Genomic DNA, 25,528 nt, shown 5'->3' on the forward strand with positions numbered 1-25,528 from the left:
CGCCCTCGGGCGCCGTTTTGCATGGCTCGCTGAAAAAGATCAGCTGAGGTTTTCCAGGCGGATCTTGGTGACCGTGCCCACCACGCTGTTCAACGCTTCCATCTTCTCGATGGCTGCCGTGACGTTCTTTTCCTGCGTCTGGTGCGTCAGCATGATGATGTCCGTATGCGTCTCGCCCTCGGCCGGCTCTTTTTGCAGCATGGCGTCGATCGAGATGCCGCGTTCGGCCAGGATGCGCGTCAGGTCGGCCAGCACGCCCGGCTGGTCGGCCACGTGCATGCGCAGGTAGTAGCTGGTGGTGATTTCCGACATCGGCAGGATCGCGATATCGGTCATCGCATTCGGCTGGAACGCCAGGTGCGGCACACGGTGTTCCGGGTCGGCCGTGGCCAGGCGCGTGATGTCGACCAGGTCGGCGATCACCGACGAAGCTGTCGGCTCGGCGCCAGCGCCGCGGCCCGAGTACAGGCTGGCGCCGACGGCGTCGCCATGCACCAGCACGGCGTTCATGGCGCCTTCCACGTTGGCGATCAGGCGCTTGGCCGGGATCAAGGTCGGATGCACGCGCAGCTCGATGCCTTCCACGCCGTTGACGGTGGCGCGCTTGGTGATGCCCAGCAGCTTGATGCGGTAGCCCAGTTGCTCGGCGTAGCGGATGTCGACGGCATTGAGGTTGCTGATGCCTTCCACGTAGGCCTTGTCGAACTGCACCGGGATGCCGAAGGCGATGGCCGACATGATGGTGGCCTTGTGCGCGGCGTCGACGCCTTCGATGTCGAAAGTGGGATCGGCTTCCGCGTAGCCCAGTTCCTGCGCCTGTTTCAGCACGGTGGCGAAATCGAGGCCCTTGTCGCGCATTTCGGACAGGATGAAATTGGTGGTGCCGTTGATGATGCCGGCGATCCATTCGATGCGGTTGGCCGTCAAGCCTTCGCGCAGCGCCTTGATGATGGGGATGCCGCCGGCGACGGCCGCTTCGAAGGCCACCATCACGCCCTTGTCCTGGGCGGCGGCGAAGATTTCGTTGCCGTGCACGGCCAGCAGGGCCTTGTTGGCCGTGACCACGTGCTTGCCGTTGGCGATCGCCTGCATCACCAGGGTTTTCGACAGGTCGTAGCCGCCGATCAGTTCGACGACGATGTCGATCTCGGGATCGTTGACAATCAGGTGCGGGTCGTTGACGACCTTGCACCCGCCGGCGACGAGCGCTTCGGCGCGCGCCACGTCGCGCACGGCGACGGCGACGACTTCAATGCCGCGGCCCGCGCGGCGCTTGATTTCTTCCTGGTTGCGCTTCAGGACGCTGAACGTGCCGTAACCGACATTGCCCAGGCCCAGCAGGCCGATCTTGATGGATTTCATAGTTGTGCTTGACTGCTCATAAGTGGCGCCCCCTTGGGCGGCGCCAGGTTGATCGAGATTGCTGCTGGCTGGTTCAGCCCCGGCCGTGACGCTTGCGATAGCCTTCGAGGAAGCGCGCAATGCGCCCCATGGCCTCGGTCAGGTCATCGGAGTTGGGCAGGAAGACGACACGAAAATGGTCGGGCGCGATCCAGTTGAAGCCCGTGCCCTGCACGATCAGGACCTTCGCTTCGGCCAGTAATTCATAGGCAAACTGCTGGTCGTCGGCGATCGGGTAGATCTCCGGGTCCAGGCGCGGGAACATGTACAGCGCGGCCTTCGGCTTGACACAGGTGACGCCCGGAATATCGGTCAGCAGCTTGTGCGCCAGATCGCGCTGTTTCAACAGGCGCCCGCCGGGCCCCACCAGGTCTTGTATGCTCTGGTAGCCGCCAAGCGCCGTCTGGATGGCAAACTGCCCCGGCGCGTTGGCGCATAGCCGCATCGAGGCCAGCATGTTGAGGCCCTCGATGTAATCTTTTGCGTGGCGCTTTTCGCCCGAGACCACCATCCAGCCGGAACGGTAGCCGCAGGAGCGGTAATTCTTCGACAGGCCGTTCATGGTGATGAACAGCACGTCGTCGGCCAGCGAGGCGATCGACACGTGCTCGGCTTCGTCGTACAGCACCTTGTCGTAGATCTCGTCGGCGAAAATGATCAGTTGGTGCTGGCGCGCCAGTTCGACGATCTGCAGCAGCACGGAAACCGGGTACAGCGCGCCCGTGGGATTGTTCGGGTTGATGACGACGATGGCCTTGGTCTGCGGCGTGATCTTGCGGCGCATGTCCTCGATGTCGGGATACCACTCGTTCTGCTCGTCGCACACATAATGCACGGGATTGCCGCCCGACAGGCTGACGGCGGCCGTCCACAGCGGATAATCGGGCGCCGGCACCAGCACTTCGTCGCCACTGTTGAGCAGGGCGTTCATCGACATGACGATCAGTTCGGAAGCGCCATTGCCCAGGTAAATGTCATCGATGGTCACGCCGGCGATATTCTTGCCCTGCGTGTAGTGCATGACGGCCTTGCGCGGCGCAAACATGCCTTTCGAATCCGTATAGCCGGCCGCATTCTGCAGATTGAGCATCATGTCGCGCACGATCTCGTCGGGCGGATCGAAGCCGAATACGGCCAGATTGCCGATATTGAGCTTGGTGATCTTGTGGCCTTCTTCTTCCATTTGCCTGGATTTTTCCAGGACCGGGCCGCGGATGTCGTAGCAGACGTCCGCCAATTTATTCGATTTCTGAATCGGTCGCAAAATAAATCCCTGTCGTGATGCGGCGCGGTGACCAGAACTTGCAGCGTGGCCGCCGCGCCAGAACTATGAACCCGTGAAACTGCGATGCGAAAGACTGCAAGGCGAAAACAACCATTCTCGCCGAAAACAGGGCATTTTATCAAATTAAACATGGCGAACCGCAGCATTTGACGCCGATTCTGCCACGCCGGCGCCTCCGGACGGCAATCGGGCGGGCGCCATCTTCATCTTCCCTTAATCTTGCAGCATTACCATGGCGCAAGCATGCACCGCCACTGTGGCGCCGAACATTGCAATTTGGAAAGGATATTGCTTTTCAGTCGCTCTTTTCTGTCATTTATGGCATGCTTACGCCCTTGGCCGCGGCACGCAGTTTGGCCGCGCGCGTACCGATCAACCGACACGACCAGCCCCGATATCGCCATGAAACTCCACGCCAGCAGCACCCAACAATACCAGACTGTCACCGGCTATGACGAAAACGGCGTCGAGATCAATGCCCAGCCGTACAACTATAGCCTGATCGTCATGCCGGAAACACCGCCGCGGGCGTGGGAAGTCACCAGTTTCGAAGAATTGACCGAGGCGCATTTCGCGCAAATCCTGGCCGACTCTCCCGACGTGGTCATCCTCGGCACCGGCGAGCGCCAGCGCTTCGTGCATCCGAAACTGACGGCCGCGCTGACCATGCGCCGCATCGGCGTCGAATGCATGGATAGCCAGGCCGCCTGCCGCACCTACAATATCCTCATGGGCGAAAGCCGCAAAGTCACCCTGGCACTGATCCTGGCCCCGGCCGCAGGCAAGGCCGCATGAAAATCAACGTCAACGAACTGCACTCGTCGCGGGTGCTGATGTGGTCACTGCTGGGCATCTTCATCGTCGTCACCCTGTATGCGCTGGGCGTGCGCACCCTGGTGCCGCCCGACGAGGGCCGCTACGCCGAGATGGCGCGCGAAATGTTCGTCACGGGCGACTGGATCACCACGCGCCTGAACGGCATCAAGTACTTTGAAAAGCCGCCGCTGCAAACGTGGATGAATGCGCTGACCTTCGCCGCCTTCGGCCTGGGCGAGTGGCAGGCACGCCTGTGGACTGGCCTGTGCGGCATCATCGGCGTGTGCATGACGGCCTACGCGGGCAAGAAGGTCTTCGGCCCGCGCGTGGGACTGTATGCCGGCCTGGTGCTGGCGTCGAGCCTGTTCTGGCTCGCTTCCGGCCAGATCAATTCGCTGGACATGGGCTTGTCGGGCATGATGACCCTGACCATGGGCAGCCTGCTGATCGCCCAGCGCGACGACGCCACGGCGACCGAGCGGCGCAACTGGATGCTGGCCTGCTGGGCAGCCATGGCGCTGGCCGTGCTGGCCAAGGGCCTGATCGGCATCGTGCTGCCGGGCGCCGTGCTGGTGCTGTATTCGCTGTGCGCGCGCGACTGGCGCATCTGGACGCGTCTGCAGCTGGTCAAGGGCTTGCTGGTGTTCTTTGCCATCGCCACGCCGTGGTTCGTGCTGGTCGCCCTGCGCAATCCGGAACAGCCGCATTTCTTCTTCATCCACGAGCATTTCCAGCGCTTCCTGATGAAAGGTCACAAGCGCGAAGGCGCCTGGTACTACTTCCTCGTGCTGCTCATTCCCGGCATCCTGCCATGGATAGGCCTGCTGCCGCAAAGCCTGGCCGCCGCCTTCCAGCGCCAGGAAGGCGCCTTCCAGCCCCGTTTGATGCTGCTGGTCTGGGCTGTCTTCATTTTCTTCTTCTTCAGCTATTCGACCTCGAAGCTGCCTGGCTATATCGTGCCCATCTTCCCGGCGCTGGCCCTGCTGGTGGCGCTGTACCTGGAATCGGCATCGCGCCGCCAGCGCCTGTTCGCCGCCGGCCTGTTGTGCGTGCTGGGCGCGGCCATCCTGATCGGCGGACCGATCGCCTTCAGCAAGGCCAGCGCACGCGATGCGGATGCCCTGGTCGCGCTCAAGGGCTACCAGCCATGGCTGATGGCGGCCGGTTTCTTCGCCTTGGCGGGCGGCGCCCTGGCCTTGCTGCATGCGCGCCAGTTGCGCCGCGACATGACCGTGCTGACGATTGCCGGTGCCGGCTTCCTGGCCACGCATTGCATCCTGGCCGGCTCCGAACTGTATGGCCAGAACCGCGCGGGCACCGACATGCTGCCGCAGATCCAGGCCGAACTGACGGCCGATACCAAGCTCTATTCGGTCGGCATCTATGAACAGTCGCTGACGTATTACCTGCAGCGACCCGTGATCCTCGTCGATTACTGGGATGAGTTTACGTTTGGCCTGAAACAGCAGCCGGAACTGTCCATCCCGACCATCGAGCCTTTCATCACGCAATGGACGAACGATGCCAACGCCGGCGTGCACGACATGGCCATTATCAGCCTGAACCGTTACAAGGAATTGCAAGATCGTGGCGTGCCCATGCGTGTTATCGCCGAGGATGCGCGCCGCATGGTCATTGCCAACAAATAGTGTTTAACTGGGGCGCGAGGCAGCACGGAGCGCGCCCCCGGCCAGCTTGCCCCGCCCCCGCAGCAGCAGGATTTTTTCACTGCTGAACCGGCTGCGCCGCCATACTGACGATATAGAATAGCCATGCCTGCCGGCCGCGTTTGAGCGCACGGCAGCCTCGGCGACACCGATACCCTGACACCATACCGACCCAAGAGCCGCACCCATGACCTCTACCCTGCCCTTTTTGCCATTTTCCAAACCCACCATCGACGAAGCGACCATCGCCGCCGTCGGCGAAGTGCTGCGCTCGGGCTGGATCACCAGCGGCCCGAAAGTGCAGGCCTTCGAAGCCCAGCTGTCCGAGTATTTCGGCGGGCGTCCCGTGCGCACCTTCAATTCGGGCACGTGCACCATGGAAATCGCGCTGCGCATCGCCGGCATAGGCCCCGGCGACGAAGTCATCACCACGCCCGTGTCGTGGGTAGCGACGGCCAACGTCATCATCGAAGTGGGCGCCACGCCCGTGTTTGCCGATATCGATCCCGTCACGCGGAACATCGACCTCGACAAGCTGGAAGCGGCCATCACCCCGCGTACGAAAGCCATCATCCCCGTCTACCTGTCCGGCTTGCCCGTCGACATGGACCGCCTGTACGCGATTGCTGACAAGTACAATTTGCGGGTCGTGGAAGATGCGGCGCAAGCGTTCGGCTCCACGTGGAAAGGCAAGCGCATCGGCGCGTTTGGCGACTTCGTCTCGTTCAGCTTCCAGGCCAACAAGAACATCACCACGGGCGAAGGCGGCTGCCTCGTCCTGAACAACCTGGAAGAAGCCAAGCTGGCCGAGAAATACCGGCTGCAGGGCGTCACGCGCAGCGGCGTCGACGGCATCGACGTCGACGTGCTGGGCGGCAAATACAACATGAGCGACATCATGGCCGCCATCGGCCTGGGCCAGTTCGCCAATATCGACGCCATCACGGCCCACCGCCGCGCGCTGGCGCGCCATTACTTTGAGCAATTCGGCAGCGACTTCGAAGCGCACAGCGGCGCCCAGCTGCCCGTGCAGGACTTTGAAAACAGCAACTGGCACTTGTTCCAGATTATCCTCCCCGACAACGGCCCCGGCACGCGCGCCGCGTTCATGCAGCAAATGGCACAACAAAACGTGGGAACGGGCTATCATTACGCACCGATCCACCTGTTTACCATGTACCGCGAACGCGGCTTTACCGAGGGCATGTTCCCTGTCTCGGAAAAGATCGGCCGCCTGACCGTGACCTTGCCGATGTTCTACGCCATGACGACACAGGACGTGGAACGCGCCGTCGCCACCGTCAAATCCATTCTCATCAAATGAGCAGCGCGCCGATGAAACCTGAACTGTCCGTTATCATTCCGATCTACAACGAGCAGGATGGCCTGGCCAGCCTGTTCGCCCGCCTGTATCCGGCCCTCGATGCCTTGCAGACGAGCTACGAGATCATCTTCATCAACGATGGCAGCCGCGACAATTCGGTGGCCATCCTGGCGGAACAGTTCCGCCAGCGCCCCGACGTCACGCGCGTCGTCTTGTTCAACGGTAATTATGGCCAGCACATGGCCATCCTGGCCGGTTTTGAATCCTCGCGCGGGCAGATCATGGTCACGCTCGACGCCGACTTGCAGAATCCGCCCGAAGAAATCGGCAACCTCGTGGCGAAGATGCGCGAAGGCTACGATTACGTGGGTTCGATCCGGCGCAAGCGGCAAGATTCCGCCTGGCGCACCCTGGCCTCGAAGATGATGAACCGGCTGCGCGAGCGCATCACCAACATCAAGATCACGGACCAGGGCAACATGCTGCGCGCATATGGCCGCAACGTGATCGACCTGGTCAACCAATGCGCCGAAGTCAACACCTTCGTGCCGGCACTGGCCTACACGTTTGCCCGCAAGCCCACGGAAATTACCGTCGAACACGAGGAACGGGCAGCCGGCGAGTCGAAATACTCGCTGTACAGCCTGATCCGCCTCAATTTCGACCTGGTCACGGGCTTTTCGCTGATTCCCCTGCAAATTTTCTCGATGCTGGGCATGCTGCTGTCGCTCAGTTCGGCCGGGCTGGTGATCTATCTGCTGGCGCGCCGCTTCCTGTTCGGCGCCGAGGCGCAGGGCGTATTCACCCTTTTCGCCATCGCCTTCTTCCTGATGGGCGTGATCCTGTTCGGCATCGGCCTCGTGGGCGAGTACGTGGGACGCATCTTCCAGCAAGTGCGCGCCCGCCCCCGCTACGTGGTGCAAACCATCTTGCAGGACGGCATGGTCCAGGCGGAAGCCGAGGCGCCATCGTACGTGCGCCTGGAAAAACGCCAGGTGGGCCGCTGATGGGCGCCCCGCGCGCCGTCGTCTTCGGCTACCACAATGTGGGCGTGCGCTGCATCAAGGTGCTGCTGGCCGGCGGCGTCGATATCGCCTTGGTCGTCACGCACGAAGACAGCCCCACGGAAAACCTGTGGTTCGAATCCGTCGCCAGCCTGTGCCAAGCCGAAGGCATTCCCTACATCACGCCATCGGACGCACGCGCGCCCGAACTGCTGGCGCAGGTGCAGGCAGCCAAACCGGACATGCTGTTCAGTTTTTACTACCGTCACATGCTGCCGGCCAGCATTTTGGAAGTCGCGCCCGCCTACAATATGCACGGTTCGCTGCTGCCGCAGTTCCGCGGCCGCGCACCCGTCAACTGGGCCGTGCTGCACGGCGCCCCGCAAACGGGCGCCACCCTGCATGAAATGACGGTCAAACCCGATGCCGGCGCCATCGTCGCGCAAACGGCCGTCCCCATCCTGCCCGACGACACGGCTTTCGAAGTCTTCGGCAAGGTCACCGTGGCGGCGGAACAAACCCTGTGGAACGTGCTGCCAGCCTTGCTGGACGGCACGGCGCCGCGCCAGCTCAACGATTTGCGCCAGGGCGGCTACTTTGGCGGACGCACGCCGGAAGACGGCCGCATCGACTGGAAGTTACCCGCGCAGCAGGTATACAACCTGCACCGGGCCGTCGCGCCGCCCTATCCCGGCGCGTTCACCGAAGTCAACAATGTTATTTACACCATCGAAAAAGCCCGTTTAAGCAAGCATTCAGCAGGAAGTTTGCCACCGGGCTTGGCGGTAGTGGATAATTGCATCTTTGGCGTCTGCGGAGACGGCCACATGCTGGCCATTTCCGCGCTGAGGGCTGCCGGGGAGCCGGTTTCGGCTCAGCAATTGCAAGCAAGTCTGACCACCCGCGTCAGCACACACTGATATCACACAAGAGAATCTCACATGAAAAAAGTCCTCATCTTAGGCGTCAACGGCTTCATCGGCCACCACCTGTCCAAGCGCATCCTGGAAACCACCGACTGGCATGTCTACGGCATGGACATGAACACGGACCGCATCACGGAATTGCTGGAGGATGACAACTACAAGTCGCGCATGCACTTCTTCGAAGGCGACATCACGATCAACAAGGAATGGGTCGAGTACCACGTCAAGAAATGCGACGTGATCCTGCCGCTGGTGGCCATCGCCACGCCGTCGACCTACGTCAAGCAGCCGCTGCGCGTCTTCGAACTGGACTTCGAAGCCAACCTGCCCATCGTCCGCTCGGCCGCCAAGTACGGCAAGCACCTGGTCTTCCCGTCGACCTCGGAAGTGTATGGCATGTGCCATGATGAAGAATTCGATCCGGAAAACTCGGAACTGATCTGCGGCCCGATCAACAAGCCGCGCTGGATCTACTCGAACGCCAAGCAGCTGATGGACCGCGTGATCTGGGGCTACGGCATGGAAGGCTTGAACTTCACCCTGTTCCGTCCATTCAACTGGATCGGCGCGGGCCTGGACTCGATCCATACGCCCAAAGAAGGTTCCTCGCGCGTGGTGACGCAATTCTTCGGCCATATCGTGCGCGGCGAAAACATCTCGCTGGTGGACGGCGGCGCGCAGAAACGCGCGTTCACCTACATCGACGACGGCATCGACGCGCTGATGCGCATCATCGCCAACAAGAACGGCATCGCCAGCGGCAAGATCTACAACATTGGCAATCCGACCAATAACTATTCGATCCGCGACCTGGCCGGCATGATGCTGACCCTGGCCACCGAATATCCGGAATACGCCGAAGGCGCGAAACACGTGAAAATCGTGGAAACGACTTCGGGCGCCTACTACGGCGCCGGCTACCAGGACGTGCAAAACCGCGTGCCGAAAATCACGAATACCTGCGAAGAGCTGGGCTGGGCGCCGACCACCACCATGGCCGATTCCCTGCGCAATATTTTCGACGCCTACCGCAGCCAGGTAGCCCAAGCCAAAGCCCTGATGGATTAATGTTGAGCAAGCCGTTCCTGACCCTGAAAATCGACGTCGATACCTATCGCGGCACCCGTGAAGGCATGGGCAATCTGGTGCGCATGCTGGCCGCGCACCAGGCCAACGCCACCTTTCTGTTCTCGCTGGGCCCAGACCACACGGGCTGGGCCCTGCGGCGCGCCTTGAAGCCCGGCTTTTTCAGCAAGGTGTCGCGCACCTCGGTGGTCGAGCACTACGGCTTGAAGACATTGATGTACGGCACCTTGCTGCCGGGCCCCGATATCGGCAAGCAATGCGCGGCGCAATTGCGCGCCGTGCGCGATGCCGGTTTCGAGTGCGGCATCCACACCTGGGATCACACCCTGTGGCAAGACAACGTGGCCAAGCGCAACGCCGCCTGGACCATCAACATGATGCGCAAGGCCGCCAACCGCTACGAGCAGGTGTTTGGCGCCAAGCCGCACACGCACGGCGCGGCCGGCTGGCAAATGAACGTCAGCGCCTTTGTCGAGCACGACACGGCCGGCTACCGCTTTGCCTCCGACGGCCGCGCCATGCTCGATGCGCGCGGCGCCATGGCCCAGCCAACGCAAGGTCCGCACCGCGTGCGCAACGGCAACACCATCCTGCAATGCGTGCAATTGCCCACCACCCTGCCCACCCTGGATGAATTGCTGGGCTGCGAAATCGACGGCAAACTGATCACGACCGGCAATGTTGCCGCGCATATATTGTCATTGACGGCGGATAATCCCCGCGATCACGTGTATACCTTGCATGCGGAACTTGAAGGACAGAAACTCGCCCCCATTTTCGAACAACTGCTGGCTGGCTGGAAAGCCCAGGGCTACCAGTTCGCAGCGATGGGCGATTATTATGAAAAGATAAAAAATACGGACTTGCCCGTTTGCCCCATCACCTGGGACGAGTTGCCCGGGCGTTCGGGGCGCCTGATTGTGCAGGGCAAAGCGGCCTGAATGCTGTATTGTTGCACCTGGATGCGTTGCCAGATTAAAAACCAGCGCTGATGATCACCGTTCAGGAGAGAACCTGTGGCTGATAGCCAATCCCTCGTTAGCATACCCGACTTTAACGCCGCCATGACCAGCGGCAAAACCTTTCAGTTGCTGGGCCGCCCGGCCAAGGCCACCGTGCTGTTTTTCTATCCGAAGGACAACACCCCTGGCTGCACCACGGAAAACATCGCCTTCCGCGATGCGTATCCGCAATTCATCGCCGCCGGCGTGGAAATCTACGGCATCAGCCGCGATTCCCTGCGCTCGCACGAAAGCTTCAAAGCCAAGCTGGAGCTGCCATTCGAGCTTATTTCCGACACGGACGAAGCCGTTTGCCTGCTGTTTAACGTCATGAAGATGAAACAGATGTACGGCAAGACGGTCCGTGGCGTCGAGCGCAGTACGTTTGTGATTGACGCCCAGGGCCGATTGGTGAAAGAATGGAGAGGCGTGAAGGTCGCAACTCACGTGGAAGAAGTGCTGGAATTCGTAGCGCATCTGAATTGATCGTCCATTTTGATCCAATGCGCGTTGTCGGCTTCCAGCGAGCCTGGTTCAACCGCAGTTCAGTTCACGGTACCTATCGCCATTTTGAGTCAACGAAGCGCCTCCATCCACTCCGCCAGGCGGGCCTGCAGCCCGCCGATGGCGTCCATGACCGGCCATGCTGCCGGCCTTCCGGCAGTTTCTCGTCTTGTAGCATTGTTGTTCCCCTCGCATCCCCCCATGAGAAGTGCCGCCAGAAGCTGGCTGCCCATGGGAGATTCATTCCAGAAATTTTTTGATTGAGATCCTGATGCCACTGCCAAAATTACCGAGCAAGCCAGCCACCATCCTGGCCACCCAAGATTACCCAACCGCAGGCGCAGCGCGCCCGACCACCAAAACCCCGGCAGCCAAGAAAGTGGCTGCACCGATTATTGAAGCGGCGATCGCCGAAGTTGCCAAGCCGGTCCGCAATGCGGCCACGAAGATCAAGCAAGTGGCGGCCCTTATGGTCGCCAAGCCGGCGCCTACGCAAGCCGTTGCCGCGCCTGCCGCCGTTGCTCCTGCGGCGAAAGCCAAACCGGCGGCAAAAGGCAAAGTCACGCCGATCAAGCCCGTCAAGCAAGCCGAGCAGCCACATCCGGCCAAGCACAAGGCGGTGGAAGTGCAGCTCAAGTCGTCCGCCAGCCGCGCCGCCGACCAGCGCGGCATCAGCAAGCTGTTCGTACTCGACACGAACGTGCTGATGCACGATCCATCGTCGCTGTTCCGCTTCGAGGAACACGATGTGTACCTGCCGATGATGACCCTGGAAGAGCTGGACAACCATAAAAAGGGCATGACGGAAGTGGCGCGCAATGCACGCCAGGTCTCGCGCACGCTCGACGCCCTGATCAGCAACACGGACGACGACGCCATCGAACACGGCATCTTGCTGTCCAAGCTGGGCAACAAGGATGCCAAGGGCCGTCTGTTCTTCCAGACGCGTTTGCAAAGCGCCGATTTACCGGCTGGCTTGCCAGTGGGCAAGGCCGACAACCAGATCCTCGCCGTCGTGCGTTCGCTGGAATCGGAACAGGAAGGCCGCCCCGTCGTCTTGGTGTCGAAAGACATCAACATGCGCATCAAGGCGCGCGCCCTGGGCTTGCCAGCCGAAGATTACTTCAACGACCATGTGCTGGAAGACACGGACTTGCTGTACTCGGGCATCGTGCAATTGCCGGACGACTTCTGGAACAAGCACGGCAAGGACATGGAATCGTGGCAGGAAAGCAAGAACGGCTACAGCTCGACGTTCTACCGCGTGACGGGTCCGTTCATTCCATCCTTGCTGGTGAACCAGTTCATCTACCTGGAACCGAAAAACGGCGAAACCCCGTTCTACGGCCAGGTGAAACAGATCAATGGCAAGACGGCCGTGCTGCAAACCCTGCGCGACTTCAGCCACACGAAGAACAATGTGTGGGGCGTGACGGCGCGCAACCGCGAGCAGAATTTCGCGCTGAACTTGCTGATGAATCCGGAATGCGACTTCGTCACCCTGCTGGGCCAGGCCGGTACCGGCAAGACCCTGCTGGCCCTGGCCGCCGGCCTGGCGCAAGTGCTGGAAACCAAGCTCTACAATGAAATCATCGTCACCCGCGTCACGGTGCCGGTGGGCGAAGACATCGGTTTCCTGCCAGGCACGGAAGAAGAAAAGATGTCGCCATGGATGGGCGCCTTCGACGACAACCTGGAAGTGCTGAACAAGTCCGATTCGGACGGCGGCGAATGGGGCCGTGCGGCAACGCAAGACCTGATCCGCTCGCGCATCAAGATCAAGTCGCTCAACTTCATGCGCGGCCGCACGTTTGTGAACAAGTTCCTCATCATCGACGAAGCGCAAAACTTGACACCGAAACAGGTCAAGACCCTGGTCACGCGCGCCGGTCCCGGCACGAAGATCCTGTGCCTGGGCAACATCGCACAGATCGACACGCCGTACCTGACGGAAGGCTCGAGCGGCCTGACCTACGTGGTCGACCGCTTCAAGGGCTGGACCCACAGCGGCCACGTCACCCTGGCCCGCGGCGAGCGCTCGCGCCTGGCCGACCACGCCAGCGAAGTGCTGTAAGTGTTAGCGGGCGGCGCAAGCTGCCCAGTCATTCGAAAGCCCCGGCTGCAGTAGTTGCGGCCGGGGCTTTTTTCATGTGCGCAGCTTTTCGTGGCGGCATGTTCTAATACCGCTCCCTTCTTCCTGGACACCCCGCCCGATGCATCCCGCCTTTCAGTTGTTGCTCTGCTTTATCCTTTTCATGCTGATTCACATTTCCGTCATGCCCGTGTGCGCCCGCGCATTGGGCATCACCGTGCGCAGCGTCAGCTACGGCGTGGGGCCAATCCTGCTGGCCGTGGGAAAAATCCACGTCAGACTGCTGCCCCTGGCCGGGAATGTGGTGCTGAAGGATACGCGCGAAGAAATGCTGTATGACGACGATCCCTGCCTGGACGCCTATAATTTCCAGCCGCTGTGGAAGCAGGTGCTGCTGCCGTTGAGCGGCGTGGGGGTACTGCTGGCCTTATCGCTGAGCATCATGGGAGCTTCGGGCTGGGAACACTTTGTCGCTGCTTTCGAGCAAATTATCCATGGCGCGCTGGCGCCATTGTCAACGGCGCAGGCATTGCTGGGGGATGGAGAAACCTTTGCCCGCACGCACGGCTTTGCGCTGGTATTCGCCCTATTCTCGTTGAAACTGTGCGCCTTCAATCTGCTGCCGTTTGCCGGCTTGAACGGGGGCCAGGCGCTGCTGGCGATCGCGCGCGCAGGCAAGCCTTACGTGGCGTGGGAAGAGACGGCAGCAAAATGGCTGTTGCTGCCGGGGCTGGCGATCTTGCTGGCGTGGATAGTGGCATTCGGCTGGTACGGCTGGCAAGCCATGCCGGCGTAGGTCGGCTTGGCGCCTGCACGCGAATCAGCCAGCACACATCAGTTCACGCGCCTGGCCGGCATGTCCTGCCCTTCCTGGCGCAATACCAGCTGCTCGGTCTTGCCGCTGGCATCCTTGCTGAAACGCACTTCCGCATCGACTTCATTCGAGAAGAATGCCGTCTCGCTCATGGGCAGCATGAGCCAGCTTGCGGAAACCCGTCACCTGGGCAAAGAATCTATCGCCTTCGCGCGTCACTTCCAGGTACACCTCGGGCGCCAGCGCATAGCGGCCCACGTAGCCATCGAATTGCGCATGCGTCATGGCGACCACGGTGCGGGCCGGCTTGACGGCGCTGGCGCGCTCGTGCACGGACTTCGATTCGCCGCCATCGTTGAGGATCAGCTGCGCCTCGCCCTTCGGTCCCCGCTCGAACTCGGCCGTCGTCAACGTGTTTTCAATCAGGAAACCATTGGGCGAATACGCCAGCAAGCGCTGCGCCGGACGGCCCGTACGCTGCAGCAGCAAGTTGCCCTCGAAGTTGCGGATCGTGTAGCCGGCCTTGTCGTTGATCGCGTACACGCCCGCATAGGCGTCCAGGATGGCCGGCTTGAGCGTAATGACCTTGATCTCGGGATACGGCCGGCCCACGGCGATGGCGGCCGCCTTGCGCGCCACCACGTCAGGATCGACCAGACCCGTGTCCGAGTTTTCCAGCACGGCCACGTAGACTTTTTCCTTCGGCAAGCGCATCGCATAGGTGGCAAAACCATTGATGCCGCCGCTATGGTGGATGACGGGGGTGTTTTGCCAGGTGCCCACCTTCCAGCCGTAGCCGGAACGGACCGCCTTGCCATCGTTCAGCTTGGCCTGCGTGAACGCCTGCTGCCAGGTGGCTGGCTTGAGCAGCTTGCCGTCCGAGATGGCCGCATCCCAGCGCGCCAGGTCGTCCACGGTGGAAACGAGCGCGCCGGCCGCATAAGGCTGCGTCATGCTCAAGGGCAAGTTCGGCACATACGCCTCGCCCGAACGGATATGCCCGGCCGCGCGCTTGGCAGGCTGGCGCTCATGGCCTTCATAGGCCGTATCGTTCATGCCCAGCGGTACGAAGATCTGCTGCTCCACAAACGTGGCATACGGCTGGCCCGACGCCTTCTCGATGATGGCGCCCAGCAGGAAATAGCCGGAGCTGCTGTAACTCCACTGCGTGCCCGGTTCAAAGTCGGGCGCATCGTTCTTGAAGAAATCGATCATCTGCGCCACGCTCAAGTCTTTCGTGCTGTTGGGCACAAATTCCGGCTTCCTCGTGTAGTCATGGATGCCGGACGTGTGCGCGAGCAACTGTTCGATCGTGATTTTCTTGCCGTGGGTGGGATAGTCGGGCAGGAATTTCGTGATGTCATCGGTAACGGCCAGCTTGCCCTGGTCGGCCAGCAACAGGATGGCGACGGCCGTGAATTGCTTGGAAATCGACCCCAGGCGCAGCGACATGTCGGGCGTCAGCGGCGTGCCGTCCTGCACGCTGGCCAGGCCATACGCCTTGCGCAGCAGCGGCTGGCCATCCTTGACGACGATCACGACGGCACCAGGCTCGCCGGACTTGTAATAGGGCGCGATGCTGGCGTCGATTTGCGCGGCCAGCGCTTGCTGCTGCCGGCTCAGGGGCACTGCTTGGCCTGCCCAGCCGGCTGGCGCTTGCAACAGGATCAACGTGGCGAGACAGATGCTGGAAACTTTAAACATGCGGATCACTTTCACAAGAAGGATAAACAAGCTTGGTCGCCCCTTGGCGGCAGCTATTGGAATGACATGTTTTGCTTTAGGAAATATTTCCAAATAGCTCATTCAGCCTAACAGACGCGACCTGCGCAATTCTCCCCATTTGTCACATTGATAATTCATGCTTGCCCAAGGCTATGCATTTCGGGATACCTGTCGTATGCTCGAACCACTGCTTTACAACAATCGCAAAGGATGCATCATTCTCACGCTCGATACCTGTGGCAAGCACTTGGCCCTGTGGGCCATCCGCGCCTACCAGCGTTACCTGTCGCCATGGAAAGGGTTTTCCTGCGCCTATCGCGTGCTCACGGGGCGCGACAGCTGTTCCGCCTACGGCTACAAGGTCATCGCGCGCCACGGCTTGCGCGCGGGCCTGCCCCTGCTGCAACGCCGCTTGCGCGCCTGCGGCGAACGGCATCGCCAGCACCTCGCGCTGCATCCGCAGGCCCGGCGCAGCGCACGCCGCCAGGCACAGGCGGGGTATTGCGACTGCGACGTGCCCCTGTTCGACTGCGCCTGCGACTGCGCCGACGTGGCCAGCCTGGCTGATTGCTCCCGGCCGGGTCGCGGCAAGAACCCGACGTGGTTCCGCAACGACTATACAGCCAGTGCCGCACTGAAACGGCAGCAGGAAGAACGCCGCAAGAAGATACGGCAGGGACAGACCCCGGAAAGCTGAAATTTTTACTTACAAATGAAATATTCATTCATGAAATGAATAATACCCATTATCACTGTGAATTGGCTGGAAACAGGTCTGCGGCCTATACTCGGGCCGTCTCCCCTACTCTGCTTCCCATGCACACCCTGCTCAGCCCGCATACATCGCGGGCTTTTTGTTCCCGGCAATTGCCACCCTGTCTTTCCACCCTTACCGATCACCAAGTGCGTGTTTCCCCGCCAGCCCAGCCCCAAACCGGGAGTACGGCATGATCGTGCGCGAGCGTCCTTCGGCGCTACGGCTGTTCCTCGTGGTGCGCGGCTCCGTCCTGCCGCGCATCCGCACCACGCTGATCGTCAACACCCTGATCGCCACCCTCGTCACCTGGTGCCACGGCACCTTGTTCGACCACAAGGTGATCCTCACCACCATCCCGTTTACCCTGATCGGTTTGCCGCTGGCCATCTTCCTCGGCTTTCGCAACACGGCCGCCTATGACCGCTACTGGGAAGCGCGCAAGCTGTGGGGCGAACTGGTCTTGCGCAGCCGTAATTTCTCGCGCCAGTGCCAGACGATGATACGCAGCGACACGCCGGCCCACGCCAGACTGGGCCTGGAAGACGTGCGCGTGCGCATGATCTACCGCACCATCGCCTTTTGCCATGCGCTGCGCCACCAGCTGCGCGACACGCGCGGACCGGCCGACTTGCAGCCGCTGCTGCGCCCGGCAGAATGGGAAGCGGCATGCAAGGCGGCGAACCCATCCGACTATCTGATGCTGCAGATGGGCCACGACCTGGCCGACTGCGTCCGGCAGGGCCGCATCGACAGCATCTTCGCCACGCAGATCGATAACACGGTCTCGGCCATGGTGGCGGCGGGCGCTTCGTGCGAACGCATCCGCAGCACGCCGATTCCGTTTTCGTATTCGCTGCTGCTGCACCGCACGGCGTATCTGTACTGCTTCCTGCTGCCCTTCGGCCTCGTCGACTCGCTCGGTTTCATGACGCCATTCGTCGTCGCCATCGTCGCCTACACCTTCTTTGGACTCGACGCACTGGGTGACGAGATCGAGGAACCGTTCGGCGAAGACGCCAACGATCTGCCCCTGTCCGCCATGTGCCGCGCCATTAACATCAGCTTGCGTGAATCCCTGCAGGATGAGAACGTGCCGCCGCCCATGCAAGCCGTCGATTTTCTGCTGCACTAAGCTTGACCTTACCATTGGGGTAAGGCTTACAGTGGACACACTTAACCATTCAAGGAGTGCTTGCCATGTACCAGTTACAAGTTGAAAACATGAGCTGCGGCCATTGCGTCGGCTCGGTCACGAAAGCGGTGCAAGCCATCGATCCGCAAGCGCAGGTGCAGATCGACCTGGCCAGCAAGCGCGTCACGGTGGAATCGCCCGCCGAACTGGGGGCCATCAGCGCGGCCATCGTGGAGGCGGGCTTTCCCGTTACCAGCGCGCAATAAACCACACCCACACAAAACAGCCGGCCTTTGCGCCGGCTGTTTTTTTATCCGTCCAGTTCGGGGTAATGGCGGAAGATGCCGTCCTGGTTAAATGGGATTCTCCGCTTCGAACGCAGGTAACGGGCAATGTTCGGCCGCGCCGCCACGGCATCGTGCAAGTCGGACAAGGCGGGATATTCGGGCGCGAGGCGCGCCATGGCTTGCGGAAACGCATACTGCAGGCCCGCCAGCATCTGGAACAGCGACAGGTCGCCATACGTGAGTCTGGCGCCCACCAGATACTGGCCGCGGCTGCCATTGTTCTGCAACACTTGCGTGAAATAATCGAGAAACTTGGGCAAGCGTGCTTCTCGGAAATCCGCGCTGCGCAGCAGGGCCGCTTCTTTTTGCTCTTCGTAATATTGATTCATCGACAGCGGATGGTGCGTGTCGTGCACTTCCGTCAGCCAGTCGGCCATCGTCAGTTGCAGCTGGTTCAGCCACAAACGGCCGCTTTCCGCGCGCGGCGCCAGTCCCAGGCGCCGGCCCAGGTAGAACAGGATATTCGTCGTCTGGCCGATCAGCATCTCGCCATCGCGCAGCACGGGCGGCGCGTAGGCGGCCTGTGGCGTGCTGTCGCCGTCGAGGCAGGCCAGCATTGCGGGCATGCCTTGCCCCTTGCGCTCAGGCAAACGGGCGACGTCGCGGTAGTCGGCGCCCGCCTCTTCCAGGGCCAGTCGGATGAATTCGCCGCGGCCCTGTATCGTGGGCCAATAGTACAGTTCATACGCCATACGCCACCTCCATTGACTTACATCAAGGGCAACATGCTTTCGCTTCCTTGTCACCGGCCAGTCCCAGGCTTTGCAGGATGGGGCAATCGGGCTTGTCGTCGCCATGGCACGATTGCGCCAGGTGCGCCAGGGTATCGCGCATTTCCGTCAATTCGGCGATGCGCTGGTTCAAGTCCGCCACATGGGCCAGCGCGATGCCTTTTACGTCCGCGCTGGCGCGCTGGTCGTTTTGCCAGAGTGACAGCAGTTCGCGGATTTGCTCCAGCGAAAAACCCAGGCCACGCCCGCGCTTGATGAAACGCAGGGCGTGTAAATCGTTGGGCGTGTAGATGCGGTAACCGGCGTCGCTGCGCGCGCTGGGTTTTAACAAAGTAATGCTTTCATAGTAGCGTATCATTTTTGCCGATACGCCCGTTTCGCTTGCGGCCTGGCCGATATTCATCCTATGACTCCTTGGTATGCGCACTGCGGGCTTTCCAGCGGCGCAGCAACAGGGCATTGCTGATCACGCTGACCGAACTGAAGGCCATCGCCGCGCCCGCCACCATGGGGTTGAGCAAGCCAAAGGCGGCCAGGGGAATGCCGATCAGGTTGTAAATGAAGGCCCAGAACAGATTCTGCCGTATCTTGCTGTAGGTGCGGCGCGAGATATCGATGGCGTCCGCCACCAGGGCCGGATCGCCGCGCATCAGGGTAATGCCGGCCGCATGCATGGCCACATCCGTGCCCGTCGACATGGCGATGCCCACGTCGGCGGCCGCCAGCGCGGGCGCATCGTTGATGCCGTCGCCCACCATGGCGACTTTCGCGCCCTCGCCTTTCAGCGCGACAATTTTAGCGGTTTTATCGGCCGGCAGCATTTTCGCCGCCACCGTGTCGATGCCCAGCAGCTTGCCGACAGCGTCCGCGCTGCCCTGGTTGTCCCCGGTCAGCATCACCGTCTGGATGCCGAGGCTATGCAAGTGGGCAATGGCCGCCTGCGCGTTCGGCTTGACCTGGTCGGAAAAGGCGAACAAGCCCAGCAGTTCCGATCCCGAGGCCAGCCACGAAATCGTATTGCCCGTGTTTTCCAGCGACAAGGCCTGTTCCGCCAACGGCGTCATGTCCACGTTCAACTCCTGCATCAGCCGCGTGCTGCCCAGTTTCAACTCCAGGCCATCGACGTGGGCCGCCAGGCCGCGCCCCGGCAAGGCCGACAGGGCCGTGGCGGGCAAGGGCTCGATATGACGCACGCTGGCCGCATCGAGCACGGCCGCCGCCAGGCTGTGTTCACTGCCGCGCTGGATGCTGGCCGCCAGCTGCAACAGGCGTGCATCGCCGATGCCGTGCGCATGCATGGCCGCCAGGGCTGGTTTGCCGATGGTCAAGGTGCCCGTCTTGTCGAACACGACGGTATTGACGGCGTGCGCCACTTCCAGCGCTTCCGCATCCTTAATCAGGATGCCGTAACGGGCCGCCACGCCCGTGCCGGCCATGATGGCCGTCGGCGTGGCCAGGCCCAGCGCGCATGGGCAGGCGATGACCAGCACGGCCACGGCATTGATGATGGCGTTCTCCAGCTCGCCGGTAGCGAACCACCAGCCCAGCATGGTCAGCAGCGCCAGCACCAGCACCACGGGAACGAAGATCGCGCTGACCTTGTCGACCAGGTGCTGGATCGGCGCCTTGGCCGCCTGCGCATCTTCCACCAGGCGGATGATGCGCGACAAGGTCGTCTCGCCGCCCACGGCCTGCGTGCGCACCAGCAACAAGCCATCGGCATTGATGGCGCCGCCCGTGACCTTGTCACCCGGATGCTTATCAACCGGCAAGCTTTCGCCCGTGATCAGGGATTCATTGATCTGGCTGGCGCCCTCCACCACCACGCCATCGACGGCCACCCGCTCGCCAGGACGGATCACCACCAGGTCGCCCACTTTCACCTGTTCCACGGGCAAGTCGATCTCGATGCCGTCGCGGCGCACGCGGGCCGATTCCGGACGCAAGACCTGCAGCGCACGGATGGCCGAGGCCGTTTGGCGCTTGGCGCGGCTTTCCAGCCATTTGCCCAGCAGCACGAGGGTGATGACGACGGCCGATGCTTCAAAGTACAGGTGTGGCAGCATTTCGCCCGCCGTCAGCCACTGGTAGACGGACAAGCCATACGCCGCGCTCGTGCCCAGCGCCACCAGCAGATCCATGTTGCCGCTGCCGGCGCGGGCCGCCTTCCAGCCCGCCTTGTAGAAACGCGCGCCAAAGTAAAACTGCACGGGCGTGGCCAGCGCGAATTGCAGCCAGCCTGGCAGCATCAGATGAATTCCGGCCCACTCGAGCAGCATCGGCAGCATCAAGGGGAAGGCCAGCACGGCCGCGAACGCCACTTTCACGCCGTCGCGGTTGGGCGCGGCAGCGGGCGCGCTGGCCTGGCTGGCGGCGGGAACCCTGGCTGCATAGCCGGCCTTGTCGATGGCTGCGATCAGGGCGCCTGCTTCCACGCCGCCCGTCACCTTGATGCGCGCGCTTTCCGTGGCCAGGTTGACGCTGGCCACGAGCACGCCAGGCACTTTCAGCAGGGCTTTTTCCACCCGGCCCACGCAAGAGGCGCACGTCATGCCGGCGATGTTCAGGTCGATTTCGCGCTGCGCCACCGTGTAGCCGGCCTTTTCCACGGCCGCCTGCAGGGTGGCCAGTGGAATCGGCGTGTCGGAACTGATTTTGGCCACTTCCGTGGCCAGGTTGACGCTGGCCTGGGTCACGCCGGGCACGGCGGCCAGGGCCTTTTCCACGCGGCCAACGCACGAGGCGCAGCTCATGCCTTCGATGGCCAGCGCCTGCGCGTGCGCGGCGGCGGGAGGAGAAGCGGCGGGAGCGAGTGCACTCTGGTTCATGACAGATCCTGTACGAAAGATTGACTAATAGGGTCAGGATCTGCTATCCAACGATGGGAAGGTCAAGCCCTATTTGCAAGGAAAACGGGGCTTGCCTGTAAGACTTAGCGCACCACGCAGTCGATGGCGGCAGGCTTGGTGGCGCCGGCAGGAGCACCGCCGCCTGAGGACGATGGCAAAAAGGCCGGCGGCAGCGTGAACTGCAGGCCTGGATTGACGGGCAACAGGACGGGAGGTTGCCGGAAGTTGGGCGTGTAGCCAAACTGTCCCGGGGCAAAGTTTTGCGTGCTCACTGGATTCGTCACATGAATCATGCCATCGATCACGTGCACATACAGGCCGGGACTCAGTCCCTGCACTGCCGATGGTGATGGCGGCGCCGTCGGCAGCGGCGCCGAAGGAGCGACATAGCTGGCAACAAACGTCGTGCCACGAATGCCGATGGTGGCGGCCGGCGTTTTCATCTCGAAACGCTCCTTGTTGCGCTTGCCCAGCAATCCCGTGACGGAGCGCAAGCCCCCCTTGAGCAAGCTGAAGATGGCGTGGTCGCCGTCGGGCTGCTCGGCCGTGTAGCTGAATTGTTCGATCACAAAACTGGTATTCGGTTTCAAAGTGATTTCGCTATTGTCGATCAGCTTGATCAAGGCATAGGTTTCCTTTTCCGTCAGCAAGGTATCCCCCTGCTCGACTTCGGACTTGATGGCCAGGATTTTCATCTTGCCATCCGCCTTCTTGGCCATCAGGGGGCCGCTCAGTTGCATCACCGTGCCGGCCACTTGCCCGGCCCAGACGTGCGCGCCCACGCACATCAGGGCCAGCCACAACAAGGCCTTAATTGCAGTACATTTTTTTGGCGGGGTCATCGAATTTGTATCCTGTTGGTTTATCTGTGGCATCGGCAACATCCTTGCTGTCTTTTTTCTTGTCATCCGGCTTGGCCGACGGCGTGGAAGCGAGCGGGTCGTTGGCGCGGTCGGCCTGCTTGATGATGCGCAAGGCATCATCGATGGCCGCGCTCGTGGCGGGGTCAATCACGGGCGGGTCGATGGTAGTCGATGGCAAGAAGATGGCGTCCGCCATGTTTACCGTGCCATTCGGCGCCAGCAGTGTCGCGCCGCTGCGCTGGCGGTTCACGCGCACGCCCGAGTCGCCCGTGATGCTGCCCGTTTTCGCCAGCACGCTCATGCTGCCCGTCGCCGGCAAGGTGACGCTGGCAGTGTCCGCAAAGCGTACACTGGCGCCCGCGCTGGCGCTGAAATTGCCGCCGCTAACGATCTTCGCATTGCCGCCGACACTGATGTCACGGCCCGCCGTCACGCTGACTTCGCGCGCCGCCTCCAGCTGTGCGCCATCGCCCAGCTGCACGTCCGTGCTGGCATTGAGCGCGATGTTATTGCCCGCGATCTTGCCGTTGACGGTGACGGGGCTGTGCGCCGTCACGCTGACGTTGCCGCCATTCGCATTGATATTGCCAGCCGCGACGCCGCCCGTGTTGTCGATGGAGATATTGCCTGCACCCGTGACTAGCGTTCCCAGGCTCAAGGTGCCGGGCGCCGAAGTATTGTTCAGCGCAATGCCGCCCCCTGCGCTATTGCTGGCGGTAAAGCTACCCACCTGGTTGCCAGCATTGCCCAGCACGATGCCATCGCGCGCTTGCGCAGCCACGCTGCCGGCAAGCAGCGCGCCGTCCTGGGAGATGGCGCCGTTCAAGGCGCTCAGCTGTACAGTGTTCGCCGCCACGCTGGCGAAGCGCAAGTCGCCAGCCGCTTGCGTGATGGCCAGCTGGCCAGCCAGCCGGATGGCGCCGGCAGTCTGATTAAAACTGTTGGCGACGAGCAGGTTACCGCTGCCGCTCAGCAACCCACCTCCTTGCGCATAGCGGTCCGCCGACAGGCTGCCGTTCAGCAGCAAGCTGCCGCCGTTGATTTCCAGACCAGCCAGACCGCCCAGCACGGAGCGGTCCAACGCGCTTTCACCGAGGGTCAAGCTGCCGCCCGTCAACAGCAAACCCGTTGCCGAGTTCAGGTTTTTCAGAATGGTGCTGCCAGCCGCCGCGCTGTAGGTGACGATGCCCTTGCTGTTTGTAAAATCGACAGCCAGCACGTTCGCGCCTTCCGGCACCACGCCGCCATCCCAGTTGGCGGCATCGCTCCACAAGCCGTTGCCGCTGCCGATCCAGGTGGACAATTGTTTTTGTGCAATCGATGCCTGCGCCGTGCCACCCGTCGTTTCCAGGGTGTAGTTGCCCGCATCGGCACCCGCCAGGCGGAAGCCGCTAACCGTCACCAGTTTTCCGGCGCCTGCATTCTTGTCGGCAAAGCTACCGCTGCCGCCCACCACGCTGACCACATCCTGGCCCAGCACGCCATTCGCCGACGCGCTGACGGTGGCGGACGTCGTGCCGTCATACACCTTGCCGGCGGCGCTCAAGCCTGCCAGGGTCAGGCTGGCGGGCGTGATGCTGGCCAGCAGGCCCGTCGGCAAGACGATAAAGTAATTGCCCGCATCGGCACCCGTCAGCGCCGCGCCGCTCACTTGCACGGCCTTGCCCGCCCCCACGTTCTTGTCCGCAAAGTTGGCCACTGCCGAGGCGATCAAGCTGTCGCCAGCGACACGGTCATCGCCCAGGCTCAGCTGCGCGCCCGTCGTGCCATCGTAGACCTTGCTGCCCGCCACGCCGGACAGGTTCAGCGCGCGCGCGCCGATATCGGCCGTGGTGCTGCCCGCATTGGCGCCCAGCACATAGTTGCCCGCATCGCCGCCGCTCAGCGCCACATTTGTAACGTTGACGGCCTTGCCGGTACCCGCGTTCTTGTTGCCAAACGCCGCATTGCCCGCCACCGTCAGGGTATCGCCCTGAATACGGTCATCGCCAAAGCTGACCTGTGCGCCTGTCGTGCCGTCATACGTCTTGTTGACGCCGTTAAAGCTTACGTTCAAGGTACGCGCTGCGATGTCGGCCGTGGTGCTGCCGCTGTTGGCGCCCAGCACATAGTTGCCCGCATCGCCGCCGCTCACACCCACGTTCGTCACCGTGACAGCCTTGCCAACACCCGCGTTCTTGTTGCCAAAGGCGGCGCTGCCCGCCACCGTCAGGGCATCGCCCTGAATACGGTCATCGCCAAAGTTCACTTGCGCGCCTGTCGTCCCGTCGTAGGTTTTGTTGACGCCGTTAAAGCTCACGTTCAAGGTACGCGCCGCGATGTCGGCCGTGGTGCTGCCGCTGTTGGCGCCCAGCACATAGTTGCCCGCATCGCCGCCGCTCAGTGCAACGTTCGTGACATTGACGGCCTTGCCAACACCCGCGTTCTTGTTGCCAAAGGCGGCGCTGCCCGCTACCGTCAAGGCATCGCCCTGAACGCGGTCATCGCCAAAGTTCACTTGCGCGCCCGTCGTGCCGTCGTAGGTTTTGTTGACGCCGTTAAAACTCACGTTCAAGGTACGCGCCGCGATGTCGGCCGTGGTGCTGCCGGCATTGGCGTTCAGCACATAGTTGCCCGCATCGCCGCCGCTCACACCCACATTACTTACATTGACAGCCTTGCCAACACCCGCGTTCTTGTTGCCAAAGGCGGCGCTGCCCGCCACCGTCAGGGCATCGCCCTGAATACGGTCATCGCCAAAGCTGACCTGTGCGCCTGTCGTGCCGTCATACGTCTTGTTGACGCCATTAAAGCTCACGTTCAAGGTACGCGCCGCGATGTCGGCCGTAGTACTGCCCGCATTGGCGTTCAGCACATAGTTGTCCGCATCGCCGCCGCTCAGCGCCACATTTGTAACGTTGACGGCCTTGCCGGCACCCGCGTTCTTGTTGCCAAAGGCGGCGCTGCCCGCTACCGTCAGATTGTCGCCACTGATCCTGTCGTCGCCAAAGCCTACCTGCGCGCCTGTCGTACCGTCGTACGTCTTGTTAATGCCGCTAAAACTCACGTTCAAGGTACGCGCCGCGATGTCGGCTGTGGTGCTGCCCGCATTGGCGTTCAGCACATAGTTGTCCGCATCGCCGCCGCTCAACGCCACGTTCGTCACCGTGACGGTTTTTCCAATACCCGCGTTCTTGTTGCCAAAGGCGGCGCTGCCCGCCACCG

22 protein-coding genes are annotated in these 25,528 nt (G+C 62.0%); 13 read left to right on the forward strand and 9 right to left on the reverse strand.

The features are described 5' to 3' along the window. Window positions 1-39: 39 nt before the first annotated feature. Both GYK42_RS27335 and GYK42_RS27340 read right to left on the reverse strand, forming a co-directional pair. Window positions 40-1,362 (reverse strand): homoserine dehydrogenase, encoded by a 1,323-nt coding sequence (locus GYK42_RS27335; RefSeq protein WP_034750424.1) that lies wholly within the window; start codon window positions 1,360-1,362, stop codon window positions 40-42. Window positions 1,363-1,435: 73 nt separating this feature from the next. Continuing rightward, entirely contained in the window at window positions 1,436-2,665 is a 1,230-nt protein-coding gene (locus tag GYK42_RS27340) for a pyridoxal phosphate-dependent aminotransferase (RefSeq protein ID WP_034750427.1), read from the reverse strand. A gap of 423 nt (window positions 2,666-3,088) precedes the next feature. On the opposite strand from GYK42_RS27340, the gene GYK42_RS27345 reads away from it, so the two are divergent. From GYK42_RS27345 to GYK42_RS27390, 10 genes are all read left to right on the forward strand, one after another. Further along, on the forward strand, window positions 3,089-3,481 hold the full coding sequence (locus tag GYK42_RS27345) for an Mth938-like domain-containing protein (RefSeq protein ID WP_166450062.1): 393 nt from the start codon (window positions 3,089-3,091) through the stop codon (window positions 3,479-3,481). After that, entirely contained in the window at window positions 3,478-5,151 is a 1,674-nt protein-coding gene (locus GYK42_RS27350) for a glycosyltransferase family 39 protein (RefSeq protein ID WP_166450063.1), read from the forward strand. The genes GYK42_RS27345 and GYK42_RS27350 overlap by 4 nt, the downstream gene beginning before the upstream one ends. Window positions 5,152-5,356: 205 nt before the next feature. Further along, the gene (locus GYK42_RS27355) at window positions 5,357-6,493 is read left to right on the forward strand and encodes a DegT/DnrJ/EryC1/StrS family aminotransferase (protein WP_166450064.1); all 1,137 of its coding nucleotides are present in this window, start codon (window positions 5,357-5,359) and stop codon (window positions 6,491-6,493) included. Window positions 6,494-6,504: 11 nt separating this feature from the next. Then, window positions 6,505-7,500, forward strand: a complete 996-nt coding sequence (locus GYK42_RS27360) for a glycosyltransferase (protein WP_046686229.1) — start codon at window positions 6,505-6,507, stop codon at window positions 7,498-7,500. Next, on the forward strand, window positions 7,500-8,417 hold the full coding sequence (locus GYK42_RS27365; RefSeq protein WP_166450065.1) for a formyltransferase: 918 nt from the start codon (window positions 7,500-7,502) through the stop codon (window positions 8,415-8,417). Before GYK42_RS27360 ends, GYK42_RS27365 begins: the two co-directional genes overlap by 1 nt. Window positions 8,418-8,438: 21 nt before the next feature. Beyond that, complete coding sequence (locus GYK42_RS27370) at window positions 8,439-9,491, forward strand: bifunctional UDP-4-keto-pentose/UDP-xylose synthase (RefSeq protein WP_046685777.1); 1,053 nt, start codon at window positions 8,439-8,441, stop codon at window positions 9,489-9,491. Further along, window positions 9,491-10,450, forward strand: coding sequence for a polysaccharide deacetylase family protein (locus GYK42_RS27375; RefSeq protein ID WP_166450066.1), 960 nt, complete (start codon window positions 9,491-9,493; stop codon window positions 10,448-10,450). The genes GYK42_RS27370 and GYK42_RS27375 overlap by 1 nt, the downstream gene beginning before the upstream one ends. Before the next feature lie 75 nt (window positions 10,451-10,525). Further along, on the forward strand, window positions 10,526-10,996 hold the full coding sequence (locus GYK42_RS27380; protein ID WP_166450067.1) for a redoxin domain-containing protein: 471 nt from the start codon (window positions 10,526-10,528) through the stop codon (window positions 10,994-10,996). A 289-nt stretch (window positions 10,997-11,285) separates the two neighbouring features. Continuing rightward, on the forward strand, window positions 11,286-13,088 hold the full coding sequence (locus GYK42_RS27385) for a PhoH family protein (RefSeq protein ID WP_166450068.1): 1,803 nt from the start codon (window positions 11,286-11,288) through the stop codon (window positions 13,086-13,088). Between the two features lie 139 nt (window positions 13,089-13,227). Then, window positions 13,228-13,902: a site-2 protease family protein gene (locus GYK42_RS27390; protein ID WP_346768171.1), complete on the forward strand. Its 675-nt coding sequence runs from the start codon at window positions 13,228-13,230 to the stop codon at window positions 13,900-13,902. A 38-nt stretch (window positions 13,903-13,940) separates the two neighbouring features. Here GYK42_RS27390 and GYK42_RS29630 read toward each other — a convergent pair whose 3' ends face one another. Further along, window positions 13,941-14,072, reverse strand: coding sequence for a hypothetical protein (locus tag GYK42_RS29630; protein WP_277346715.1), 132 nt, complete (start codon window positions 14,070-14,072; stop codon window positions 13,941-13,943). Continuing rightward, entirely contained in the window at window positions 14,044-15,624 is a 1,581-nt protein-coding gene (locus GYK42_RS27395) for a serine hydrolase (RefSeq protein ID WP_166450070.1), read from the reverse strand. The genes GYK42_RS29630 and GYK42_RS27395 overlap by 29 nt, the downstream gene beginning before the upstream one ends. A 196-nt stretch (window positions 15,625-15,820) precedes the next feature. Here GYK42_RS27395 and yidD point away from each other — a divergent pair, with 196 nt between their 5' ends. From yidD to GYK42_RS27410, 3 genes are all read left to right on the forward strand, one after another. Beyond that, on the forward strand, window positions 15,821-16,342 hold the full coding sequence (gene yidD / locus GYK42_RS27400) for a membrane protein insertion efficiency factor YidD (protein WP_166450071.1): 522 nt from the start codon (window positions 15,821-15,823) through the stop codon (window positions 16,340-16,342). 250 nt (window positions 16,343-16,592) lie between these two features. Then, entirely contained in the window at window positions 16,593-17,534 is a 942-nt protein-coding gene (locus tag GYK42_RS27405) for a bestrophin family protein (protein ID WP_166450072.1), read from the forward strand. 65 nt (window positions 17,535-17,599) lie between these two features. Next, complete coding sequence (locus GYK42_RS27410) at window positions 17,600-17,800, forward strand: heavy-metal-associated domain-containing protein (protein ID WP_034750458.1); 201 nt, start codon at window positions 17,600-17,602, stop codon at window positions 17,798-17,800. 44 nt (window positions 17,801-17,844) lie between these two features. On the opposite strand, the gene GYK42_RS27415 is transcribed toward GYK42_RS27410, so the two are convergent. The 5 genes from GYK42_RS27415 to GYK42_RS27435 all read right to left on the reverse strand — a co-directional run. Then, complete coding sequence (locus tag GYK42_RS27415; protein ID WP_166450073.1) at window positions 17,845-18,573, reverse strand: glutathione S-transferase family protein; 729 nt, start codon at window positions 18,571-18,573, stop codon at window positions 17,845-17,847. A 22-nt stretch (window positions 18,574-18,595) separates the two neighbouring features. Beyond that, window positions 18,596-19,015, reverse strand: a complete 420-nt coding sequence (cueR, locus tag GYK42_RS27420) for a Cu(I)-responsive transcriptional regulator (RefSeq protein WP_034750463.1) — start codon at window positions 19,013-19,015, stop codon at window positions 18,596-18,598. Window position 19,016: 1 nt separating this feature from the next. Further along, window positions 19,017-21,440 (reverse strand): heavy metal translocating P-type ATPase, encoded by a 2,424-nt coding sequence (locus tag GYK42_RS27425; protein ID WP_166450074.1) that lies wholly within the window; start codon window positions 21,438-21,440, stop codon window positions 19,017-19,019. Between the two features lie 104 nt (window positions 21,441-21,544). After that, window positions 21,545-22,303, reverse strand: a complete 759-nt coding sequence (locus GYK42_RS27430; RefSeq protein ID WP_240943892.1) for a FecR family protein — start codon at window positions 22,301-22,303, stop codon at window positions 21,545-21,547. Further along, window positions 22,272-25,528, reverse strand: a 3,257-nt coding sequence (locus GYK42_RS27435) for a beta strand repeat-containing protein (protein ID WP_240943894.1), incomplete at its 5' end; no start/stop codon positions are given. The genes GYK42_RS27430 and GYK42_RS27435, both read right to left, overlap by 32 nt.

The sequence above is a fragment of the Janthinobacterium lividum genome, from assembly GCF_011601275.1.
Lineage (GTDB): Bacteria > Pseudomonadota > Gammaproteobacteria > Burkholderiales > Burkholderiaceae_D > Janthinobacterium > Janthinobacterium lividum_E.

Excerpts from the sequence above, each read along its gene's own strand:
- GYK42_RS27350 (WP_166450063.1), top strand. The coding sequence starts at position 3,478 with ATGAAAATCAACGTCAACGAACTGCACTCGTCGCGGGTGCTGATGTGG.
- GYK42_RS27345 (WP_166450062.1), top strand. The coding sequence starts at position 3,089 with ATGAAACTCCACGCCAGCAGCACCCAACAATACCAGACTGTCACCGGC.
- GYK42_RS27385 (WP_166450068.1), top strand. The coding sequence starts at position 11,286 with ATGCCACTGCCAAAATTACCGAGCAAGCCAGCCACCATCCTGGCCACC.
- cueR (WP_034750463.1), bottom strand. The coding sequence starts at position 19,015 with ATGAATATCGGCCAGGCCGCAAGCGAAACGGGCGTATCGGCAAAAATG.
- GYK42_RS27375 (WP_166450066.1), top strand. The coding sequence starts at position 9,491 with ATGTTGAGCAAGCCGTTCCTGACCCTGAAAATCGACGTCGATACCTAT.
- GYK42_RS27360 (WP_046686229.1), top strand. The coding sequence starts at position 6,505 with ATGAAACCTGAACTGTCCGTTATCATTCCGATCTACAACGAGCAGGAT.
- GYK42_RS27335 (WP_034750424.1), bottom strand. The coding sequence starts at position 1,362 with ATGAAATCCATCAAGATCGGCCTGCTGGGCCTGGGCAATGTCGGTTAC.
- GYK42_RS27430 (WP_240943892.1), bottom strand. The coding sequence starts at position 22,303 with ATGACCCCGCCAAAAAAATGTACTGCAATTAAGGCCTTGTTGTGGCTG.
- GYK42_RS29630 (WP_277346715.1), bottom strand. The coding sequence starts at position 14,072 with ATGAGCGAGACGGCATTCTTCTCGAATGAAGTCGATGCGGAAGTGCGT.
- GYK42_RS27370 (WP_046685777.1), top strand. The coding sequence starts at position 8,439 with ATGAAAAAAGTCCTCATCTTAGGCGTCAACGGCTTCATCGGCCACCAC.
- GYK42_RS27390 (WP_346768171.1), top strand. The coding sequence starts at position 13,228 with ATGCATCCCGCCTTTCAGTTGTTGCTCTGCTTTATCCTTTTCATGCTG.
- GYK42_RS27365 (WP_166450065.1), top strand. The coding sequence starts at position 7,500 with ATGGGCGCCCCGCGCGCCGTCGTCTTCGGCTACCACAATGTGGGCGTG.
- yidD (WP_166450071.1), top strand. The coding sequence starts at position 15,821 with ATGCTCGAACCACTGCTTTACAACAATCGCAAAGGATGCATCATTCTC.
- GYK42_RS27415 (WP_166450073.1), bottom strand. The coding sequence starts at position 18,573 with ATGGCGTATGAACTGTACTATTGGCCCACGATACAGGGCCGCGGCGAA.
- GYK42_RS27395 (WP_166450070.1), bottom strand. The coding sequence starts at position 15,624 with ATGTTTAAAGTTTCCAGCATCTGTCTCGCCACGTTGATCCTGTTGCAA.
- GYK42_RS27405 (WP_166450072.1), top strand. The coding sequence starts at position 16,593 with ATGATCGTGCGCGAGCGTCCTTCGGCGCTACGGCTGTTCCTCGTGGTG.
- GYK42_RS27410 (WP_034750458.1), top strand. The coding sequence starts at position 17,600 with ATGTACCAGTTACAAGTTGAAAACATGAGCTGCGGCCATTGCGTCGGC.
- GYK42_RS27425 (WP_166450074.1), bottom strand. The coding sequence starts at position 21,440 with ATGAACCAGAGTGCACTCGCTCCCGCCGCTTCTCCTCCCGCCGCCGCG.
- GYK42_RS27355 (WP_166450064.1), top strand. The coding sequence starts at position 5,357 with ATGACCTCTACCCTGCCCTTTTTGCCATTTTCCAAACCCACCATCGAC.